Here is a 19,906-nt window from a genome sequence, read left to right on the forward strand (position 1 = left end):
CGCCTTCCATTCCAAGGAACGACCCCATGTCGGCGAACCGAAAAACGCTGCTCTGCCGCTACCAGTACGACCCACTGGATCGCCTGGTCGATTGCACACCATCAGCCCAGGCCCGCACCCAGCGCTTCTACCTGAAAGAACGCCTGACCAGCGAAATCCAGGGCTCGGTACAGCGCTCGATTTTCCAGCAGGCCGACCAGCTCCTGGCGCAACAACAGCGCCGGGATGGCAGCGTCGAAACCACCTTGCTCGCCACCGACCTGCAACGCTCGGTATTGCATGTGCTCGATGCCACGCAGCCTCATCCCCTCGCCTACACACCCTACGGCCATCGCCCTGCGGAAAACGGTTTACTCAGTCTGCTCGGCTTCAATGGCGAACGGCCGGACCCGGTGACGGGGCATTATTTGTTGGGCAATGGGTATCGGGCGTTCAATCCGGTGTTGATGCGGTTTAATAGCCCGGACAGGCGCAGCCCCTTCGATAAAGGTGGAATAAACGCTTACGCCTATGTCTTGGGAGATCCTGTTAACTACACCGACCCAACAGGCGAAGTTGTCCAGCCGATGCTGACTACGATACGACACGCTTTCACCATTGTGCTGCACACCGCAAATTCTGCGAGTGTGTTATTAGGACCCAAATTGGAGGGCCTTAAGCTATGGGCCGCACGTGGCAGCCTGTTCGGCGCCGGAGGTAGTGTAGTAGGGGCAGCCATGCAACTTGCAGGCCACCCGTATGGTCCCTGGGTCTCGACCATAAGCACGGGAATTGCAGCGGGAGGAGTCACTACTCGCTTCATCGCCCTAATCAACGAAGGCGGCCCGCGGTGGCAGAAAATAAAAGATAACTTTAAAAATATTCTGGGGCTCTCGCAGAAAGAAAAACTACCCGTTCAACCATCAGAAGACAATACGCCACCCCACTCTTCGTCCGAGATAGATATGAATGACCATGAGCTTTCTGAAGTCCGGAATAAAGCCAACTCGATAAGAAATCAAAGCAATACCTAGCGCATGTGATCAGGCAGATTGTTGGGAATAGGCAGAGCAACCAAACCTAACACTTCTGCTAGCTAGACAACCGTCCTTCTCCCTGAACATGATAGTGCTATCTGTATATCCCACAGAGCAAAGCTCCATGTCCTCCACAGATAAAACCTTGCTCTGCCGTTACCACTACGACCCACTGGATCGCCTAGTCGACTGCACACCCTCGGCCCAGGCCCGCACCCAGCGCTTCTACCTGAAAGAGCGCCTGACCAGCGAAATCCAAGGCTCGGTACAACGCTCGATTTTCCAGCAGGCCGACCAACTCCTGGCGCAACAACAGCGCCAGGATGGCGCCGTCGAAACCACCTTACTCGCCACCGATCAGCAACGCTCGGTGCTGCACGCGCTAGATACCACACAGCCTCATCCCCTCGCCTACACACCCTACGGCCATCGCCCTGCGGAAAACGGTTTACTCAGTCTGCTCGGTTTCAACGGCGAACAGCCGGACCCGGTGACGGGGCATTATTTGTTGGGTAATGGGTATCGGGCCTTTAACCCAACGCTGATGCGGTTCAATAGTCCAGATTCGATGAGCCCATTTGGAAGGGGTGGGTTAAATCCTTACGCGTATGGCCAAGGCGACCCTATTAATACGAGCGATCCAACTGGACATTTCAATATTTTTACCAGCCCTGTCAAAGCGACATTGAATTGGATGGGGGTCAGAAAACCTAAAAATGTTTTTATAGTTCATGGCATCGAACTGCGCATTTCGCCTAGGAAAGCGCCTCAGGAATTTATTAGAGATCCTATGAAGCCATTTTTACCAGCGGAACGGCCTATGACTCAAGAGATTATAGATGCACACATCCCGGAACTCGAACGATCGCTTTACAAAGACAGCCTCAACATCATTAAACTAGAAACACAAGCAGCCCAAATGCTCAAGCCAGGGAGGGTAGCTCATAATAAAGTCGTTGAGTTCTCTAGATTGCTGGATGTTATACAGGTTCGCCGGGGTCACTATCGTGAAAATTTAGAAGATTACGCACAAAGGCTTAATCCGCTGCTTCCTCCCCCGCCTTACTCCCGACCACCCAGCTATCAAGAGCAAATGTTACAGAGCTCAGAAAATATCAGGGCATAGAGTCGCTGATTCACCAACCAAGGCCAATCGAAAAATAGCAATTGAAAAGCGTCACTCATCATATAAATAAAAAAGGACGACATCACTGTCGCCCTTCTCCCGTCTTGCTTCCAACCTTACGCCGCACTAAACAACTTATGCGGATCAATCACAAACTTCTTCGGCACACCCGCATCGAACTCACCATAACCCTTCGGCGCATCATCCAGGCTGATCACCTGCACACCGACGATTTCAGCAATGTTGATGCGGTCCCACATGATCGCCTGCATCAGTTGGCGGTTGTACTTCATCACCGGGGTCTGGCCGGTGTGGAAGCTGTGGGATTTGGCCCAGCCCAAGCCGAAGCGAATGCTCAGGCTGCCCATTTTTGCGGCGGCATCGACGGCGCCCGGGTCTTCGGTGACGTAGAGGCCGGGGATGCCGATTTTGCCGGCGACGCGGACCACGCCCATCAAGGAGTTGAGCACGGTGGCCGGGGCTTCGTGCTTGACGCCGTCATGGCCGTGGCCGCGGGCTTCGAAGCCTACCGCATCGACAGCGCAGTCGACTTCAGGCTCGCCCAGCAGCGCGGCGATCTGTTCGTGCAGCGGCGTGTCGGTGGACAGGTCGGCAATTTCGAAACCCTGGGCCTTGGCGTGGGCCAGGCGAACCGGGTTGACGTCGCCGATGATGACCACGGCCGCGCCCAGCAGGCGAGCGGAAGCGGCGGCGGCCAGGCCAACCGGGCCGGCACCGGCGATGTAGACGGTGCTGCCAGGACCAACGCCGGCGGTGACGGCGCCGTGGTAGCCGGTGGGCAGGATGTCGGACAGGCAGGTCAGGTCACGGATTTTCTCCATGGCCTTGTCGCGGTCCGGCAGTTTCAGCAGGTTGAAGTCAGCGTACGGCACCAGCACGTATTCGGCCTGGCCGCCGGTCCAGTCGCCCATGTCCACGTAACCGTAGGCACCGCCGGCACGGGCCGGGTTGACGGTCAGGCAGACGCCGGTGTGCATTTCCTTGCAGGAACGGCAGCGCCCGCAAGCCACGTTGAACGGCACCGATACCAGGTCACCGATTTTCAGGTTCTCGACGTCGCTGCCCTTTTCGATCACTTCGCCAGTGATTTCGTGACCCAGGACCAGGCCGGTCTGGGCAGTGGTACGGCCGCGGACCATGTGTTGGTCGGAGCCGCAGATGTTGGTGGAGACCACGCGCAGGATGACACCGTGCTCAATCTTCCTGCCGCGCGGGTCCTGCATTTTTGGATAGTCGATTTTCTGTACTTCGACCTTGCCGTTGCCGAGATACACGACACCACGATTACCAGACATGCTTTCACCTCGCTGTTGTTTTTGTGGAACTGCGTTGCCCAGGCAGGCAGCGCGTTGATTGCTCGGGTTAGTGCTTGTGTCTTTGTTTCTTTGTTGTCTGTAAGGGCCTCATCGCGAGCAAGCTCGCTCCCACAGTGGATTGTTGGTGTGTCCTGGATCTGCAGACCGACGCAGATCCTGTGGGAGCGAGCTTGCTCGCGATGTCGGCCTAAAGAACAACCGTGCGATTCGCGTTCAAGAACACCCTTCGCTCAATGTGATACCCCACCGCCCGGGCCAAGGTCAGCCCTTCGATGTCCCGCCCCTTGGCGATCAAATCTTCGGGATAGTGGCTGTGGTCCACCACTTCCACGCCCTGGGCGATGATCGGGCCTTCGTCCAGGTCGTTGTTGATGTAGTGCGCCGTGGCGCCCACCAGTTTCACGCCTTTGTTGTAGGCCTGGTGATACGGCTTGGCGCCCTTGAAACCTGGCAACAGCGAGTGATGGATATTGATCGCCTTGCCGTCGAGCTTGCGGCACAGTTCCGGCGACAGCACTTGCATGTAGCGGGCAAGGATCACCAGTTCGGCGCCGGTGTCTTCGATCACCTGCCACACCTGTCGCTCCTGGGCGGGTTTGTCGTTCGGGTCCAGGGGGAAATGGTAGTAGGGAATCTGGTGCCAGTCGGCCAGCGGCTTGAGGTCCGGGTGGTTGGAGACCACGGCCACCACGTCCATGGACAACTGGCCGATGCGTTGGCGGTAGAGCAAGTCGTTGAGGCAGTGATCGGCCTTGGAGACCATGATCACCACTTTGGGCCGGTAGTTGGGCGGCGTCAGTTCGAAGACCATGCCAAAGGCTTGCGCGCGCTCGGCCAGGCCGGCGCGGAAGTTCTGCTCGTCAAAACCGTCGGGCTGGCGAAACTCCACGCGAATGAAGAAACGCGCCGAGAGCCGGTCGTCGAAGGAATGGTGCTCGGTGACGTAGCAGCCCTGCTCGAACAGAAAGCGGGTCACCGCGTCCACCGTGCCGAGCACGCTGGGGCAGTCGGCAGTCAAGATCCATGTGTCTGGGGCGCGGCTCATTGCGGTGACTCCTGTTCAAAATTAACGAAGCGACGCAGAACCCCGTGGCGAGGGAGCTTGCTCCCGCTCGGTTGCGCAGCAACCGCCAAACGAGGGCCGCTGCGCAGCCCAGCGGGAGCAAGCTCCCTCGCCACAAAAGCCGTGGTCGGCTTTAGTCCTTATGCCTGCACGCTCAACCCATACTCCGCCGCGGCATCCTGCAACCACAGCCACCAGTAATCGGAGAAGCTGCGGCGGATCACCAGTTCCCAGGTGTCTTCGCCGGTGTGGCGGATCACCAGTTGCGACTTGGCGAATACCGTGCCCACGGCCTTGCCCACCGGGAAATTGCTGGGGTGAACATCGTAGCTGGTGGATTTCATCAGCACGTCGCGCACGTTCGGGCCGGACAGTTCGAGGATCTGCTGGCCGCCGCTGACGTTGACGATCTGGATGTGCAAGTCGCCCAAGGCTTCACGCAGTTTCTGCTCGGCGGCGAACTCTTCGCCGGTGGGCACCACCAGCAGCCATTCATCCGGGCCGAGCCATTGCAGGCTGGTCTCGCCCTTGATGACGACGGTCAGGGCACCTGGCAATTCCAGGCCCAGGGCCTTATGGACACCGGCGGCGAACGCCGAGTCGTGGCCATCGCCACGAATGGTCAGGTGGCCCAGGAGTTTTTTCTCGCGCACGGTCACGCCGGCGTTCTTGCGACCCTTGCCCACCAGGCTGGCGAGGTCGGCATGGTGCAGCGACGACTCGGCCTTGGCCCCGGTGGTTGGGCGTTGTTGGTACACGTTGACTGCGGTCATATGGAGCACCTGTCTGAATACTGTTGAGTCAAACCCTTGCGGTGGCCGTCAGGCCGTCATCGCGAGCAAGCTCGCTCCCACAAGGGTTACACGATCAACTGTGGGAGCGAGCTTGCTCGCGATGAAGCCGACGCGGTATCGCCGGTCTCCCACAGGACCTCAAGCCACTAGATATTCTGCCGATCCCCCTTCGGATCGAAGAACACCGAAGAAACGATCTCTGCCTCGATCACGCTGCCGTCGGCCAATGGCGCGAACACGCGCTCGCCCATCCGCTTGAGGCCGCCCTTGACCACGCCCATGGCAAACGAATAACCCAGGGAGTTGTGGGCATAGCTGGAGGTCACGTGGCCAACCATGGTCATCGGGATCGCCTGTTTGGTGTTGAACACCAGTTGCGCGCCTTCCGGCAGCCAGACATTCGGGTCGATCGGCTTGAGGCCCACCAGTTGCTTGCGGTCCTCACGCACGCAATCTTCGCGATTCATGCCGCGCCAGCCGATCCACGAGAACGGTTTGGTCCGGCCGACGCACCAGCCCATGTTCAGGTCGTCCGGGGTCATCGAGCTGTCCGTGTCCTGGCCGACGATGATGAAGCCCTTCTCGGCCCGCAGCACGTGCATGGTCTCGGTGCCGTACGGGGTCAGGTTGTACTGCTTCCCGGCCTCGACGATTTGTTCGAGCACGCCCATGGCGTAGTCGGCCTGCACGTTGATTTCGTACGACAGTTCACCGGTGAACGAGATCCGGAATACCCGGGCCGGCACGCCGCCCACCAGGCCTTCCTTCCAGGTCATGAACGGGAAGGCGTCCTTGTCCAGGTCGATGTCGGTGACGTGGCTCAGCAGCTTGCGGCTGTTGGGGCCCGACAGGGTCATGGTCGCCCAGTGGTCGGTGACCGAGGTGAAGTACACCTTCAGGTCCGGCCATTCGGTCTGGTGATAGATCTCCAGCCATTGCAGTACGCGCGCGGCGCCGCCAGTGGTGGTGGTCATCAGGAAGTGGTTGTCCGCCAGACAGGCCGTTACGCCGTCGTCGAAGACCATGCCGTCTTCCTTGCACATCAGGCCGTAGCGGGCCTTGCCCACGTCGAGCTTGGTCCAGGCGTTGGTGTAGACGCGGTTGAGGAACTCGCGGGCGTCCGGGCCCTGGATGTCGATCTTGCCCAGGGTCGAGGCGTCCAGCAGGCCGACGCTGTCACGCACGGCCTTGCATTCGCGCTTGACCGCGGCATGCATGTCTTCGCCGTTCTTCGGGAAGTACCAAGGGCGCTTCCACTGGCCGACGTCTTCGAACTCGGCACCGTTTTTCACATGCCAGGCATGCAGCGCGGTGAAGCGTACCGGCTCGAAGATGTGCCCACAGTGCCGGCCCGCCACTGCGCCGAAGGTCACCGGCGTGTAGTTCGGACGGAACATGGTGGTGCCCATCTGCGGGATGCTCACGTTCAGCGAACGGGCCGCGATGGCCAGGCCGTTGACGTTGCCCAGCTTGCCCTGGTCGGTGCCGAAGCCCAGTGCGGTGTAGCGCTTGACGTGCTCCACCGACTCGAAGCCTTCGCGGGTGGCGAGTTCGATGGCGGCGGCCGTGACGTCGTTCTGCAGGTCGACGAATTGCTTCGGCGCCCGGGCAGTGGATTTTTCATGAGGCACCTGGAACAGCGCCAGGGTAGGTTCTTCATGACGGCTCAGGGCTTTGGGCAGCACGCCCTCCACCGCCTTGAAGCCGGCTTCGCTGGCCGCGCGCACGCCGCCTTCAAAACCGTCGGCCAAGCTATCGCCGAGGCTGTAGACGCCGTTCACACCGCCGACGCAGACACGCTTTTGCGGCGCTTCGCCCGGTACGAAACCGAGGATGTCTTCGCGCCAGATCGGCTTGCCGCCCAGGTGCGACGCCAGGTGGACCACCGGGCTGTAGCCGCCGGAGCTGGCCACCAGGTCGCAGTCCAGCCATTCGCCAGGGCTGGTGACTTTGTGGGCACGAACGTCGATCGCGGCCACACGTGCCCCGCTGACGCGCTTGCTGCCACGGGCCTCGATCACGGCGCTGCCGGTGAGGATACGGATGCCCTTGGCGCGGGCTTCTTCCACCAGCGCACCCCGTGGGTTGCTGCGGGCATCGGCCACGGCGATCACTTGCAGGCCGGCGTCGAACCAGTCCAGGGCCACGCGATAGGCGTGGTCGTTGTTGGTGCTCAGCACCAGTTTCTTGCCCGGCGCCACGCCGTAGCGGCGGATGTAAGTAGAAACCGCGCCAGCCAGCATGTTGCCCGGCACGTCGTTGTTGCCGTAGACCAGCGGACGCTCGCAGGCGCCGGTCGCCAGCACCACGCGCTTGGCACGAACGCGGTTGATGCGCTGGCGAACCTGGCCGATCGGTGCGCGGTCGCCGAGGTGGTCGGTGAGGCGCTCGTGGATGGTCAGGAAGTTATGGTCGTGGTAGCCGTTCACGGTGGCGCGAGGCAGCAACACCACTTCGGGCATCGAGCGCAGTTCAGCCACCGCAGCCGCGACCCATTCGGTCGCCGGCTTGCCGTCCAGGCTCTCGCGGGAGTCGAGCAGGCTGCCGCCGAACTCTTCCTGCTCATCGGCCAGGATCACGCGGGCACCGCTGCGGCCAGCCGCCAACGCGGCAGCCAGGCCAGACGGGCCAGCACCAACGATCAGCACGTCGCAGTGACGGTTCATGTAGTCGTAGGTGTCCGGATCGTTCTCGGTCGGCGAGCGACCCAGGCCCGCGGCCTTGCGGATGTACTTCTCGTAGGTCATCCAGAACGATTGCGGGTACATGAAGGTTTTGTAGTAGAAGCCCGGCGGCATCAGCTTGCCGCCGACCTTGCCGAGAATCCCCATCATGTCGTTGTTCACGTTCGGCCAGCCGTTGGTGCTGGTGGCGACCAGGCCCTGGTACAGCGCCTGTTGCGTGGCGCGCACGTTCGGGATTTGCGTGGCTTCGGTGGCACCGATCTGCAGCACCGCGTTCGGCTCTTCGGCACCGGCGGCGTAAATGCCGCGCGGCCGGGAATACTTGAAGCTGCGGCCGATGATGTCGACACCGTTGGCCAGCAGCGCGGCGGCCAGGGAATCGCCCTCGAAGCCTTTGTAGGTCTGGCCGTTGAAGGTGAAGCTCAGCACTTTGTTGCGGTCGATCCGTCCGCCGTTGGACAGGCGATTGATCTGGCTCATACCTTCTCTCCCAGAGCCTGTGCAGCCGCTTTCGGACTGTCAGCCTTGTCGGTGAACTGCGGCTTTTGGCCGATCTTGTAGGTTTCGAGAATCTCGTAGGTCACGGTGTCACGGGTCGCGTTGAAGTACTGGCGGCAACCGGCGACGTGGTCCCACAGTTCATGGTGCAACCCGCGTGGGTTGTCACGGAAGAACATGTAGTCGCCCCACTCCTCGTCGGTACAGGCGTTCGGATCCAGTGGACGCGGGATATGCGCCTGGCCGGATGCATGGAATTCCTCTTCGGAGCGCAGTTCGCCGCAGTGAGGACAGAAGATATGCAACATGGGGATTTCTCCTGTTAGTGGGCAACCGCAGCAGCGCCGTGTTCATCGATCAACGCACCGTTGTGGAAACGGTCGATGGAGAAAGGGGCGGCCAATGGGTGCATTTCGCCCTTGGCCAGACTCGCGGCAAACACGTTGCCCGAGCCAGGTGTCGCCTTGAAGCCGCCGGTGCCCCAACCGCAGTTGAAGAACATGTTCGGCACCGGGGTCTTGGAGATGATCGGGCAGGCGTCCGGGGTGGTGTCGACGATGCCGCCCCACTGACGGTTCATGCGCACGCGGGACAACACCGGGAACATCTCGACGATGGCCTGGACCGTGTGTTCGATCACCGGATACGAGCCACGCTGGCCGTAGCCGTTGTAGCCGTCGATACCGGCGCCGATCACCAGGTCGCCCTTGTCGGACTGGCTGATGTAGCCGTGCACGGCGTTGGACATGATCACGCTGTCGATGATGGGCTTGATCGGCTCCGACACCAGCGCTTGCAGCGGGTGGGATTCGATCGGCAGGCGGAAGCCGGCGAGCTTGGCCATGTGCCCGGAGTTACCGGCAGTGACCACGCCGACGCGCTTGGCGCCAATGAAGCCCTTGTTGGTTTCCACGCCGATGCACACGCCGTTTTCCTTGCGGAAACCGATCACTTCGGTCTGCTGGATCAGGTCCACGCCCAACGCGTCCGCCGCCCGGGCAAAGCCCCAGGCCACGGCATCGTGACGGGCCACGCCGCCGCGACGCTGGACGGTGGCGCCCATCACCGGGTAGCGGGTGTTCTTCGAGCAATCCAGGTACGGGATCTCGTCGGCCACTTGCTTGGCGTTGAGCAGCTCGCCGTCCACGCCGTTGAGGCGGTTGGCACTGACGCGACGCTCGGAATCACGGATGTCCTGCAGGGTGTGGCACAGGTTGTAGACGCCACGCTGGGAGAACATCACGTTGTAGTTCAGGTCCTGGGACAGGCCTTCCCAGAGTTTCATCGCGTGTTCGTACAGGTGGGCCGATTCGTCCCACAGGTAGTTGGAGCGCACGATGGTGGTGTTGCGCGCGGTGTTACCGCCACCCAACCAGCCCTTCTCGACCACGGCCACGTTGGTGATGCCGTGTTCCTTGGCCAGGTAGTAGGCGGTCGCCAGGCCATGCCCGCCGCCGCCGACGATGACCACGTCGTAGACCTTTTTCGGGGTCGGCGTGCGCCACATCCGCTGCCAGTTTTCATGATGGCTGAGTGAGTGTTTGAAGAGGCCGAAGCCCGAATAGCGTTGCATAGTCATTACTCCAAAACCGACTCAGCGATAAACCGGGAAGTCCGCGCACAGGGCCGCCACTTGCTGCGCGACATTGGCCTCGACATCGGCATCGCCGAGGTTGTCGAGGATGTCGCAGATCCAGCCGGCCAGCGTGACGCACTGGGTAACCTTGAAGCCACGGGTGGTCACCGCCGGGGTGCCGATGCGCAGGCCCGACGTCACGAACGGCGATTGCGGGTCGTTCGGCACGGCGTTCTTGTTGACGGTGATGTGGGCGCGGCCCAGGGCGGCATCGGCGTCCTTGCCGGTCAGGCCCTGACGGATCAGGCTGACCAGGAACAGGTGGTTGTCGGTACCACCGGACACTACATCGTAGCCGCGCTTGATGAACACGCCAGCCATGGCCTGGGCGTTATCGATCACTTGCTGCTGGTAAGCCTTGAAGCCAGGCTCCGCCGCTTCCTTGAAGCACACCGCCTTGCCGGCGATCACGTGCATCAGCGGGCCGCCCTGGGCGCCGGGGAATACGGCGGCGTTGAGCTTTTTCTCGATTTCTTCGTTGGCCTTGGCCAGGATCAGGCCGCCACGTGGACCGCGCAGGGTCTTGTGGGTGGTGGTGGTGACCACGTCGGCGTACGGCAGTGGGTTCGGATACAGGCCGGCGGCAACCAGGCCAGCGACGTGGGCCATGTCGACGAACAACAGGGCACCGACTTTATCGGCGATCTGGCGGAAGCGTGGGAAATCCAGGGTCTTGGAGTAGGCGGAGAAGCCGGCAACGATCATCTTCGGCTTGCACTCGACCGCCAGGCGCTCGACTTCGTCGTAGTCGATCAGGCCGGTGGTGGTGTCGATGCCGTATTGCACCGCGTTATAAAGCTTGCCCGAGGACGACACCTTGGCGCCGTGGGTCAAGTGACCGCCGTGGGCCAGGCTCATGCCCAGGATGGTATCGCCGGCTTGCAGCAGGGCCAGGTACACGGCGCTGTTGGCCGACGAACCGGAGTGCGGCTGGACGTTGGCGTAATCGGCGCCAAACAGCTGCTTGGCGCGCTCGATGGCCAGGGCTTCGACTTTGTCGACGTGTTCGCAACCACCGTAGTAGCGCTTGCCCGGATAGCCTTCGGCGTACTTGTTGGTCAGGCCGCTGCCCTGGGCCTCCATCACGCGCTTGCTGGTGTAGTTCTCGGACGCGATCAGTTCGATGTGATCTTCCTGGCGTTGCTCTTCGGCGTTCATCGCCGCCAGCAGTGCATCATCGTAGCCTTGGATTTGGTCTTGCTTGCTGAACATCGCGTCTCTCCCAGCGGCGGCGGTGCGCCTTTCGTCTCGGTGAGGCACGGACCGTTTCGGTCGTGCCCTTTGGATGCGATGGTATGGCTGGCGCAGGCATGTCAAATGCCTATGGACGCCACGCAAAGGTGCGTTTACGACATGTGCTCAAATGGAATGGAACACTCCCCCCGTGGCGAGGGAGCTTGCTCCCGCTGGAGGGCGAAGCCCTCCCAGAAAGGCCCACGCAGATCTACCTGATAAACCCAGGTGTTTGGTCTTGGGGCTACTTCGTAGCCCAGCGGGAGCAAGCTCCCTCGCCACAATGGGTTATGCGACGATCTGGCGAACCGCGAGCAACAGCAGGAAATGCGCGGGATATAGTGCATAGGCCCAGCGCCGCATTGGCAGTGGATGAAAACGACCCGCCTGTCGCAAAAGCACCAGCCCCAGCCATGGCGCGATCAGGCAAGCCACCAGCCCCCACAACGCCACCCCATCCCCCAGCCACGCCGCGCCATACAACACCCTCCATTGGTTGGCCGCCACGCAGACCAATCCCGGCAACAAGGCCAGATACAAGGAACGCTTGAATAGCAGCAACATCACCAGCGGCAGCAGCACACCAAAGAAACCGAACATCAGCCGCGACGAGAACAGCGCCGCCAGCAGCAATGCCGTCGCGGCCAGGCAGCGCGCTTCCAAGGTGGGCGTCCGCCAACAGCGTGCCACCAATAACCCAAGCACCAACGTAGGCATGACATTCAAGGTGGCGGGGGCAGGAATGAACAAGCGATAAGGAATTTCGCTGACGGCACTGAACAGCAACAGCCAACCCGGGTAACGCCATCGCGCATTATCGACGCCGCTGCGCGCCAGGTTCGCCGCCATCGCCAGGCAGAACCACGGGAACGCCAGGCGTCCCGGCACGTACAGCCAATCGGCGGAAAAACCGACATATCGCAGGTGATCGAGCACCATCGACAACAATGCCAGCCATTTGAGCAGGTCCAAGGCACCGTCGCGCCGATTCATGTGTGCGTCGGCCCTGGGACGTTGTGATTTTCTGACAGAAACATCACTTATGTTCCCTCGCTAATCTTGGGTAAAGTGCGCACCAACATAGACCACGACGTTGCGGACTCAAGCACGTCGAACCAAGGAACCCCCACCCGGGAATTCCGCCAGGGATCTCTTACCCAGGACTCTCTATTCAAGGAGCAAGGCCATGACCGACAAGAGCCAACAATTCGCAAGCGACAACTATTCCGGCATTTGCCCCGAAGCCTGGGCGTTCATGGAAAAAGCCAACCAGGGCCACCAGCGCGCCTATGGCGACGACGAATGGACCCACCGCGCGGCGGATGATTTCCGGGCCTTGTTCGAAACCGACTGCGAAGTATTTTTTGCGTTCAACGGCACCGCGGCCAACTCCTTGGCACTGTCGTCACTGTGCCAGAGTTACCACAGCGTGATCTGCTCGGAAACCGCCCACGTCGAAACCGATGAATGTGGCGCGCCGGAGTTTTTCTCCAACGGCTCGAAGCTGCTGGTAGCTCGCACCGAAAACGGCAAGCTGACCCCCGAGTCGATCCGCGAGATCGCCCTCAAGCGCCAGGATATCCACTACCCCAAGCCCCGAGTCGTGACCCTGACCCAGGCCACGGAAGTCGGCAGTGTCTACACGCCGGATGAAATCCGCGCCATCAGCGTCACCTGCAAGGAGCTGGGGCTGAACCTGCACATGGACGGCGCACGGTTTTCCAATGCCTGCGCTTTCCTCGGCTGCACTCCAGCCGACTTGACCTGGAAAGCCGGCGTGGACGTGCTGTGCTTCGGCGGGACTAAAAACGGCATGGCGGTCGGTGAAGCGATCCTGTTTTTCAACCACGACCTGGCCGAAGACTTCGACTACCGCTGCAAACAGGCCGGGCAGTTGGCTTCGAAAATGCGTTTCCTCTCCGCGCCTTGGGTCGGCCTGTTGCAAAACGACGCCTGGCTCAAGCACGCCCGCCACGCCAACCGCTGCGCGCAACTACTGGCAGAACTGGTCAGCGACATTCCCGGCGTGGAACTGATGTTCCCGGTCCAGGCCAACGGCGTGTTCCTGCAACTCTCGGAACCGGCCATCGCCGCACTGACGGCCAAGGGCTGGCGCTTCTACACCTTCATCGGCAAGGGCGGCGCACGCTTCATGTGCTCGTGGGATACCGAGGAAGCGCGGGTGCGGGAATTGGCGGCGGATATTCGGGAAGTGATGAGCGCCTGAAGCAACGACCGATATCTTCGGTTTTTGGGCTCTGGGGCTTTTTAGCTTTTGTGGCGAGGGAGCTTGCTCCCGCTGGGCTGCGCAGCAGCCCCCATGCGGTGTATCAGGTAGCTCGTGTTACCAGATGACGACTGCTGCGCAGCCGAGCGGGAGCAAGCTCCCTCGCCACAGATAAATCCCTCCAGGTACAAGTAGATCCCTCCAGGCACAGAGGGATTTACATCTACCCGAGCGAGCAAATCAGAAATCGATCCGCACATCCCCCTTCGGCACGCTGCAGCACGACAGGATATAACCCTCGGCCTCGTCGTCCTCGGTGATCCCGCCGTTGTGCTCCATCTCCACTTCCCCGCCCAGCTTCAGCACTTTGCAGGTGCCGCAGATGCCCATGCCGCAGGCCTTGGGGATCATCATGCCGAGCTTGGCGGCGGCGGCGTGTACGGTTTCTCCCGGCCCCACGCGAATGCTCTTGCCAGAAGAAGTGAATTCCACCATGTGCAGGTCCGCCGCATCGACTTGCGGGGCGTCGGCTGCCTGTTCGGCCTGTTCCACGGCATCGGCACGGGCTTCCGGTGGCGTGGCGCCGAAGGATTCCTCGTGGTAACGCTTCATGTCGTAACCGGCCGCTTCCAGCAGACGCTTGACCGCGGTCATGTACGGGGTCGGCCCGCAACAGAACACCTCGCGCTCGAGGAAGTCGGGCACCATCAATTCCAGCATCTTGTGGTTCAGGTAACCGCGATACCCGGCCCACGGCTCGCCCAGGCCATGCTTTTCGCAGATCAGGTGCAAGCTGAAGTTGTCGATCCGCGACGCCATATGTTCCAGCTCACGGTGGTAGATGATGTCCTTTGGCGAGCGGGCGCTGTGGATGAAGGTCATGTCGACATTGGCGTTGGTGTCGTAGAACCAGCGGGCCATGGACATGCACGGCGTGATCCCCACGCCACCGCTCAGGTAAAGGACTTTGGGGCTCGGGAAATCGATGGCGTTGAACAACCCCACCGGCCCGTGCACCGCCAGTTCCTGGCCTTCGTGCAGGGTGTCGTGCAACCAGTTGGAGACCTTGCCCCCCGGCACGCGCTTGATCGTTACCGAGAAACTGTAGGGCACCGACGGCGAGCTGGAGATGGTGTAGGAGCGCATGATCGGCTGGCCTTCGATTTCCAGCTCCAGGGTGACGAACTGCCCGGGCTTGAAAAAGAACATGATCGGCTGGTCGGCCATGAAGCAGAAGGTGCGCACATCCCAGGTTTCCTGGATGACTTTGACGCAACGTACGATATGTCGGCCATTGGCCCAGGTCTGGGTAGTGACCGGGTTCAGGAAGTTATTGGACATGCTGATCTCCACGGCCGACTGTCGGCCTTCATGAGGGCGATTGTGCGCAGGCGCCTGGGTGACCATTTACCTATCTGCGACATTCACATACTTATCGCGACCAGCCCCCAACGACCGGGGCTAGCGCGTCGGGAACAGATTGGGCCATGTCGCCCATGGATAAGGTTGCGCCCCTGCGCGGCCCCACACTCGCCCCAACAGATAAACAAAGTTTTCTGCCTTGCGTAGCACAACCGATTAGTCATTTTTCGCCGGCCACAAAGATGGCCATGAGGATAAAACGATGGACGTCACCACTACCCTGAGCCTGGGCGATCCGCTGGAACCCGCACGCAAGGCCACCGCGCAAATGCTGCAGGAGCGCGAGCGTACCTTTTCGCTGCCGCAACCGTTCTACAGTGATGAACGCCTGTTTGATATCGACATGCAGGAAATTTTCCAGAAGGAATGGTTGATCGCCGGCATGACTTGCGAGATCCCGGCCAAGGGCAACTACCTGACCCTGCAAGTCGGCAAGAACCCGATCATCGTGATTCGCGGCGCCGACGGTGTGGTGCACGCCTTCCATAACGTCTGCCGCCACCGCGGTTCGCGGCTGTGCACCAGCGAAAAAGGCAAAGTCGCCAAACTGGTCTGCCACTACCACCAGTGGACCTACGAGCTGGACGGTCGCCTGCTGTTCGCCGGCACCGAGATGGGCGCCGACTTCGACATGAAGCAGTACGGCCTCAAGCCCGTGAACGTGAAGACCGCTGGCGGCTACATCTTCATCAGCCTGGCTGAGAACCCGCCGGCCATCGATGACTTCCTGTCGACGCTGAACCATTACATGGAACCCTACGACATGGAAAACACCAAGGTGGCGGTGCAAACCACCTTGATGGAAAAAGCCAACTGGAAACTGGTGCTGGAGAACAACCGCGAGTGCTACCACTGCAACGCCTCGCACCCTGAACTGCTCAAGACCCTGCTGGAATGGGACGACGTCACCGACCCACGGGCCGACCAGGCCTTCAAGGACCACGTGGCCGCTTCCGCCGCCGCCTGGGACGCCGAGAAGATTCCTTACGCACACGCCAGCTTCGGCCTGCGCAACCGCATCGTGCGCATGCCACTGCTCAAGGGCACCGTGTCGATGACCATGGACGGCAAGCAAGGCTGCGCCAAGCTGATGGGCCGCATCAAGAATCCGGACCTGGGCTCGATGCGCATCCTGCACCTGCCGCATTCGTGGAACCACTGCATGGGCGACCACATCATCGTGTTCACCGTGTGGCCGATCAGCGCCCAGGAAACCATGGTCACCACCAAGTGGCTGGTGCACAAGGATGCAGTCGAAGGCGTGGACTACGACGTGGCGCGCATGCGCGAAGTCTGGGACGCCACCAACGACCAGGACCGTCGCCTGGCCGAGGAAAACCAGCGCGGCATCAACTCCACCGCCTACCAGCCAGGCCCGTACTCCAAGACCTATGAGTTTGGCGTGGTGAACTTCGTGGACTGGTACAGCGAGCGCCTGCTCAACAACCTGGGGGCTGAACCGGCGCCGTACCTCAAGGGCGTGCCAGTCCAGGGCTAAGTCAGAAGCATCGCGAGCAAGCTCGCTCCCACAGGGGATCTTCAGCGCACCGAAGACGCCATGTGTGGGAGCGGGCTTGCTCGCGATAGCGGCCTGACATTCACCGACTACCGGGAAGACCACCGCACACTGCCATCCTCCCCATAAAACGTCTCGACAATCTCCTCCCCCCTCAACTGCACCTTCACATACCCATTCAACACCCGCTCCGGATACGCCTCGTCCCCCGCCAATTCCGTTTCCGACCACAACACCCGCGCATGCCCATTCAACTCGCTGGTAGTACCGTAGGGGATCGCCCCGTGCCCGGCACAGCGCGCATGCAACCCGCCTTGCGGCGCATAGCAAATACCATTGTGCAAATGCCCCCAATACCAATAATCCGGCTCACGCCCCAGGGCATCGCACACCGGTTGGTAAAGCGCAGTCTTGTTGTGCCCGGAAATATCGAAGCCCTGGTGATGACTGAGCACCATCAGCTTCTTGCGCTTGGGCAGGGTCTTCATCCACTCGATCTGCTGGGTGTTGAGGGTGCCGTCCATGTACAGGTTCATCGCGTCCGAGGCGTACGCACTGTCCAGGCCAACCACCAGCCAGTCGTCGTTGTACAAGGCGAAATAACTGGTGCCCTGCTGCACCGGAAAACGCGCCGCCAGCTCCTTGAAATAACCATGGGCGCCGCTGTACATCTCATGGTTGGAGTTGAGGGTGAACGAGCCGTGCTTGCCCTGGGGCCAACCGACCATGTCGACGTCTTCCTGGGAGTGGGTGCCGGCGTAATACACGTCGCCCAGGTGGATGGTGAAATCGGCCAGGGCCAATTGCATCTGGTTGGCCACCGCCACCGCCGGGGCGTGACTGTCGAACGGCCCGGTGCCCCAGTCGCCGGCGATGGCGAGCACAACGTCGTTGTCCATCTTCACCAGCGCCGGAGTAGTGGCGAACGGCGCGTGGTGGCGCAGGTTTTCGATCCACTTGAGCAGCGCCTCGCTCCACAGCAGATCCAACAGTTCCCATTTGCGACAGCCCAGTAACGTGCCGTCCTTGAGCACGCGGGTCGGCAATTCCTCTTCTTTCTGCGGCAAAGGCGTGGCGTTGCCGATCTTCAGGATCGACAAGCCGTGAGCCAGTTCCCAGGGCACGGCCGGTTCGTCGTCCGGCAAATCCCCGTGGTCGATGACGTGACGGGCCTGGTCGTGGCCTCGCTGCAGCAACTTGACGATGGCCTGGAACTCCTCGGGCTCCAGGTCATTGACGAGCTTCTTCCAGGACATCTCCAACCGAGTAACCAACCCGTGCAGGCGGACCTTGACCTTGTCGAACTCATGTTCCCAATGGTGCAGTAATGACATGTGAACGCTCCTTCGTTTTGCCCTGGGCTACAGGGTTTTCATGAATTCGATCAGGGCCCGTTTGTCGACGTCCGACAACTGCGTGCCGTACAGATGGCCGCCGTTGTGATTGCCTTCCAGGCGGGTGTCGTATTTGAAATCCGCCGACGCCTTCATCTGCGCGCCGCTGGTGACGAAGCCGACCTTCTCCGGGTCGTAAATGTCGGAGCCGGTGTAGAACACCTGCGGACGCTGCTCCGGCGTTTGCAGCAGATCCCACAGGGTTGGCACCGAACCGTTATGCAGGTACGGCGCCCGCAACCAGATGCCATCGGTGGGCGTATTGCTGTAGCTCTGGGTCTTGCGGTAGGCGCCAAAGTCGAACGGCGGTTTCTTGAAGCCGTGGAACGCCGACACCAGGCCCGTGGTGAAGGAATTCAGGCGATGGGGGTCGGTGCCCAACTGGTCGACGTGGGTGGTGACCTGGCCGGTGTCGCTGCGGCCGAAATCATGGCAGCTGGCGCAGTTTCGCTCCCAGATCGGTTTGCCCTGGGCGACTTTCCCTTGGTCCAGGGCGAATGGCCAGGCCGGCGCCTTGTGGCCCAGCAGCCAGTTGGTCACCCGGTTGAAACTCGGTGGCAGCACCGATTCCGGCGTCGCGCCCACGGCCATGGCCGCTGCGTAGTTGCGCTCATGGATTTTGTTGTTATTGCCGTCCCAATGCAGGTACATGGACTCGCGGGGTTTCTGGTTCCACACCTGCGGCAGGTCCACGGTGCCGATGGTGGAATCATCCGGGAAGCCGAACACCACCATTTTGGTCGGGTTGAAGGTGTCGGTCCGCCCAGGTCCCTGGGCCGGACGCAGTTTCTGCCAGGCGTAGGCCTGCTTCTGCTTGAGCAGCGCACTCTTGGCCATCGGGATGATCAGGTAGCGGTTGTACAGTTTCTCGAAGAAGCCCAGCTGGAACTTGCCATTGATCGCCGCCATCACCGCATCAGGGGTGAATTTCGGGTCGCTGGCGCATTCGTAGGCGAACCATTGGAAGGCTTGAAGTTGCAGGGTATTGGCCGGCGCGGCGGCGACCGGCACCGCGACGTCACTGGCATTGGCCCGGTAGGAGCCGGTGTGGCACAGGGCGCAGTTCGGCTCCACGGTGGGGTAACCGAGCTGCCGCTTGGCCATGCCGATGGGCAGGTCGTTGCCGTTTTCATAGAGAAAACCGAATACCTCGTAGCCACCCGGCTTGGGCAGTTTTTCCGGGCACATCTGCGGCAGCACGGCGAACAGGTAGTAGGGAATCCGCGCCTCGATGCCCAGGCCGATGGCGGCGTATTTGTAATGGTCTTCGTCGGAGGCGAAGTCCGGCTGTGGCACCTCCCGGATCATCTGGTACCAGGTCTGGTAGCCGATGAACCCCAACAGCAACACCACCACCAACGTGCCGACCTTGAACCCGTGGCTCTGCCAGCGCAGCGCCCAGCCGGCGCGCCACTCCCGCCAACCGGCGCAGAGCAAGGCCAGCGGACGATTGGCCACTGGGCTGCCCAGGTACAGCAGCACGCCCAGGATCAGGAACATGCTCAGGTCGCCCATCAGCATCGGCACGAACAGCTGGCCCTGGTTGTTGGTGTTGATCAGGTAAATCCAGAACACCACCGCCACCAGCCGCGACAGCACGCACAACCATGAGTGCACGACGAAATGCGGCGCGTTGAACCCCGAGGGCATGTAGAACAGGCTGATCCCCACCAGCAACATGCCGGCGTTTTCCAGCCAGGGATCGGACAATACGGGGGGCAGGCCGATCATGGACGTCAGCAACGACGGCGCGAACAGCGCCGGGATCGCGAAGAACATGTTCATGACAATCCCGACCCAGATGATGCGTTGGAACCAGCGGATGTAAGTGTTCATGGCATCCTTTTCCTTATTCCTGACTCACCACAAAACCCATGTGGCGAGGGAGCTTGCTCCCGCTGTGCCGCGTAGCGGCCCCCAAGACTTCAAAAGCGACGACTGCTTCGCAGCCGAGCGGGAG

The 19,906-nt window shown here is 61.1% G+C and carries 15 protein-coding genes; 4 read left to right on the forward strand and 11 right to left on the reverse strand.

Annotated features, from left to right (window positions below; all coding sequences use genetic code 11):
* Window positions 1-26 precede the first annotated feature (26 nt).
* Complete coding sequence (locus J3P85_RS27250) at window positions 27-1,013, forward strand: RHS repeat-associated core domain-containing protein (RefSeq protein ID WP_434704148.1); 987 nt, start codon at window positions 27-29, stop codon at window positions 1,011-1,013.
* A gap of 127 nt (window positions 1,014-1,140) precedes the next feature.
* On the forward strand, window positions 1,141-2,142 hold the full coding sequence (locus J3P85_RS27255) for an RHS repeat-associated core domain-containing protein (protein WP_434704149.1): 1,002 nt from the start codon (window positions 1,141-1,143) through the stop codon (window positions 2,140-2,142).
* A gap of 116 nt (window positions 2,143-2,258) precedes the next feature.
* On the opposite strand, the gene fdhA is transcribed toward J3P85_RS27255, so the two are convergent.
* The 8 genes from fdhA to J3P85_RS27295 all read right to left on the reverse strand — a co-directional run bounded on the left by fdhA (window position 2,259) and on the right by J3P85_RS27295 (window position 12,380).
* Window positions 2,259-3,458 carry a formaldehyde dehydrogenase, glutathione-independent gene (gene fdhA / locus J3P85_RS27260; RefSeq protein ID WP_434704150.1) on the reverse strand — a complete coding sequence of 400 codons (1,200 nt, stop codon included), beginning with the start codon at window positions 3,456-3,458 and terminating at the stop codon, window positions 2,259-2,261.
* Window positions 3,459-3,666: 208 nt separating this feature from the next.
* The gene (purU, locus tag J3P85_RS27265; RefSeq protein ID WP_039590651.1) at window positions 3,667-4,524 is read right to left on the reverse strand and encodes a formyltetrahydrofolate deformylase; all 858 of its coding nucleotides are present in this window, start codon (window positions 4,522-4,524) and stop codon (window positions 3,667-3,669) included.
* A 158-nt stretch (window positions 4,525-4,682) separates the two neighbouring features.
* The gene (locus J3P85_RS27270; RefSeq protein ID WP_434704151.1) at window positions 4,683-5,315 is read right to left on the reverse strand and encodes a sarcosine oxidase subunit gamma; all 633 of its coding nucleotides are present in this window, start codon (window positions 5,313-5,315) and stop codon (window positions 4,683-4,685) included.
* A 167-nt stretch (window positions 5,316-5,482) separates the two neighbouring features.
* On the reverse strand, window positions 5,483-8,500 hold the full coding sequence (locus tag J3P85_RS27275; RefSeq protein ID WP_434573881.1) for a sarcosine oxidase subunit alpha: 3,018 nt from the start codon (window positions 8,498-8,500) through the stop codon (window positions 5,483-5,485).
* Window positions 8,497-8,826 (reverse strand): sarcosine oxidase subunit delta, encoded by a 330-nt coding sequence (locus J3P85_RS27280; RefSeq protein ID WP_186707145.1) that lies wholly within the window; start codon window positions 8,824-8,826, stop codon window positions 8,497-8,499. Before J3P85_RS27280 ends, J3P85_RS27275 begins: the two co-directional genes overlap by 4 nt.
* Before the next feature lie 14 nt (window positions 8,827-8,840).
* Window positions 8,841-10,091: a sarcosine oxidase subunit beta gene (locus J3P85_RS27285; protein WP_003177603.1), complete on the reverse strand. Its 1,251-nt coding sequence runs from the start codon at window positions 10,089-10,091 to the stop codon at window positions 8,841-8,843.
* A gap of 21 nt (window positions 10,092-10,112) precedes the next feature.
* Window positions 10,113-11,366: a serine hydroxymethyltransferase gene (gene glyA, locus J3P85_RS27290; protein WP_207967332.1), complete on the reverse strand. Its 1,254-nt coding sequence runs from the start codon at window positions 11,364-11,366 to the stop codon at window positions 10,113-10,115.
* Window positions 11,367-11,675: 309 nt separating this feature from the next.
* Entirely contained in the window at window positions 11,676-12,380 is a 705-nt protein-coding gene (locus tag J3P85_RS27295; RefSeq protein ID WP_434704152.1) for a TraX family protein, read from the reverse strand.
* 193 nt (window positions 12,381-12,573) lie between these two features.
* On the opposite strand from J3P85_RS27295, the gene J3P85_RS27300 reads away from it, so the two are divergent.
* Window positions 12,574-13,614 carry a low specificity L-threonine aldolase gene (locus J3P85_RS27300; RefSeq protein WP_250962164.1) on the forward strand — a complete coding sequence of 347 codons (1,041 nt, stop codon included), beginning with the start codon at window positions 12,574-12,576 and terminating at the stop codon, window positions 13,612-13,614.
* Window positions 13,615-13,854: 240 nt separating this feature from the next.
* Here the strand turns inward: J3P85_RS27300 and gbcB are convergent, their stop codons facing one another.
* A complete protein-coding gene (gbcB, locus tag J3P85_RS27305; protein ID WP_434704153.1) occupies window positions 13,855-14,955 on the reverse strand; it encodes a glycine-betaine demethylase subunit GbcB in 1,101 nt (366 codons plus the stop codon).
* 283 nt (window positions 14,956-15,238) lie between these two features.
* Between gbcB and gbcA the strand changes: the two genes are divergently transcribed.
* Window positions 15,239-16,534 (forward strand): glycine-betaine demethylase subunit GbcA, encoded by a 1,296-nt coding sequence (gbcA, locus tag J3P85_RS27310; RefSeq protein WP_434573874.1) that lies wholly within the window; start codon window positions 15,239-15,241, stop codon window positions 16,532-16,534.
* A 107-nt stretch (window positions 16,535-16,641) separates the two neighbouring features.
* Here the strand turns inward: gbcA and J3P85_RS27315 are convergent, their stop codons facing one another.
* Together J3P85_RS27315 and J3P85_RS27320 are read right to left on the reverse strand one after the other, a co-directional pair.
* The gene (locus tag J3P85_RS27315) at window positions 16,642-17,886 is read right to left on the reverse strand and encodes a metallophosphoesterase (protein ID WP_434704154.1); all 1,245 of its coding nucleotides are present in this window, start codon (window positions 17,884-17,886) and stop codon (window positions 16,642-16,644) included.
* A gap of 27 nt (window positions 17,887-17,913) precedes the next feature.
* The gene (locus J3P85_RS27320; protein ID WP_434704155.1) at window positions 17,914-19,782 is read right to left on the reverse strand and encodes a hypothetical protein; all 1,869 of its coding nucleotides are present in this window, start codon (window positions 19,780-19,782) and stop codon (window positions 17,914-17,916) included.
* Window positions 19,783-19,906 lie beyond the last annotated feature (124 nt).

Source organism: Pseudomonas sp. Z1-12 (assembly GCF_051132015.1).
Classification (GTDB): Bacteria; Pseudomonadota; Gammaproteobacteria; order Pseudomonadales; family Pseudomonadaceae; genus Aquipseudomonas; species Aquipseudomonas zanjanensis.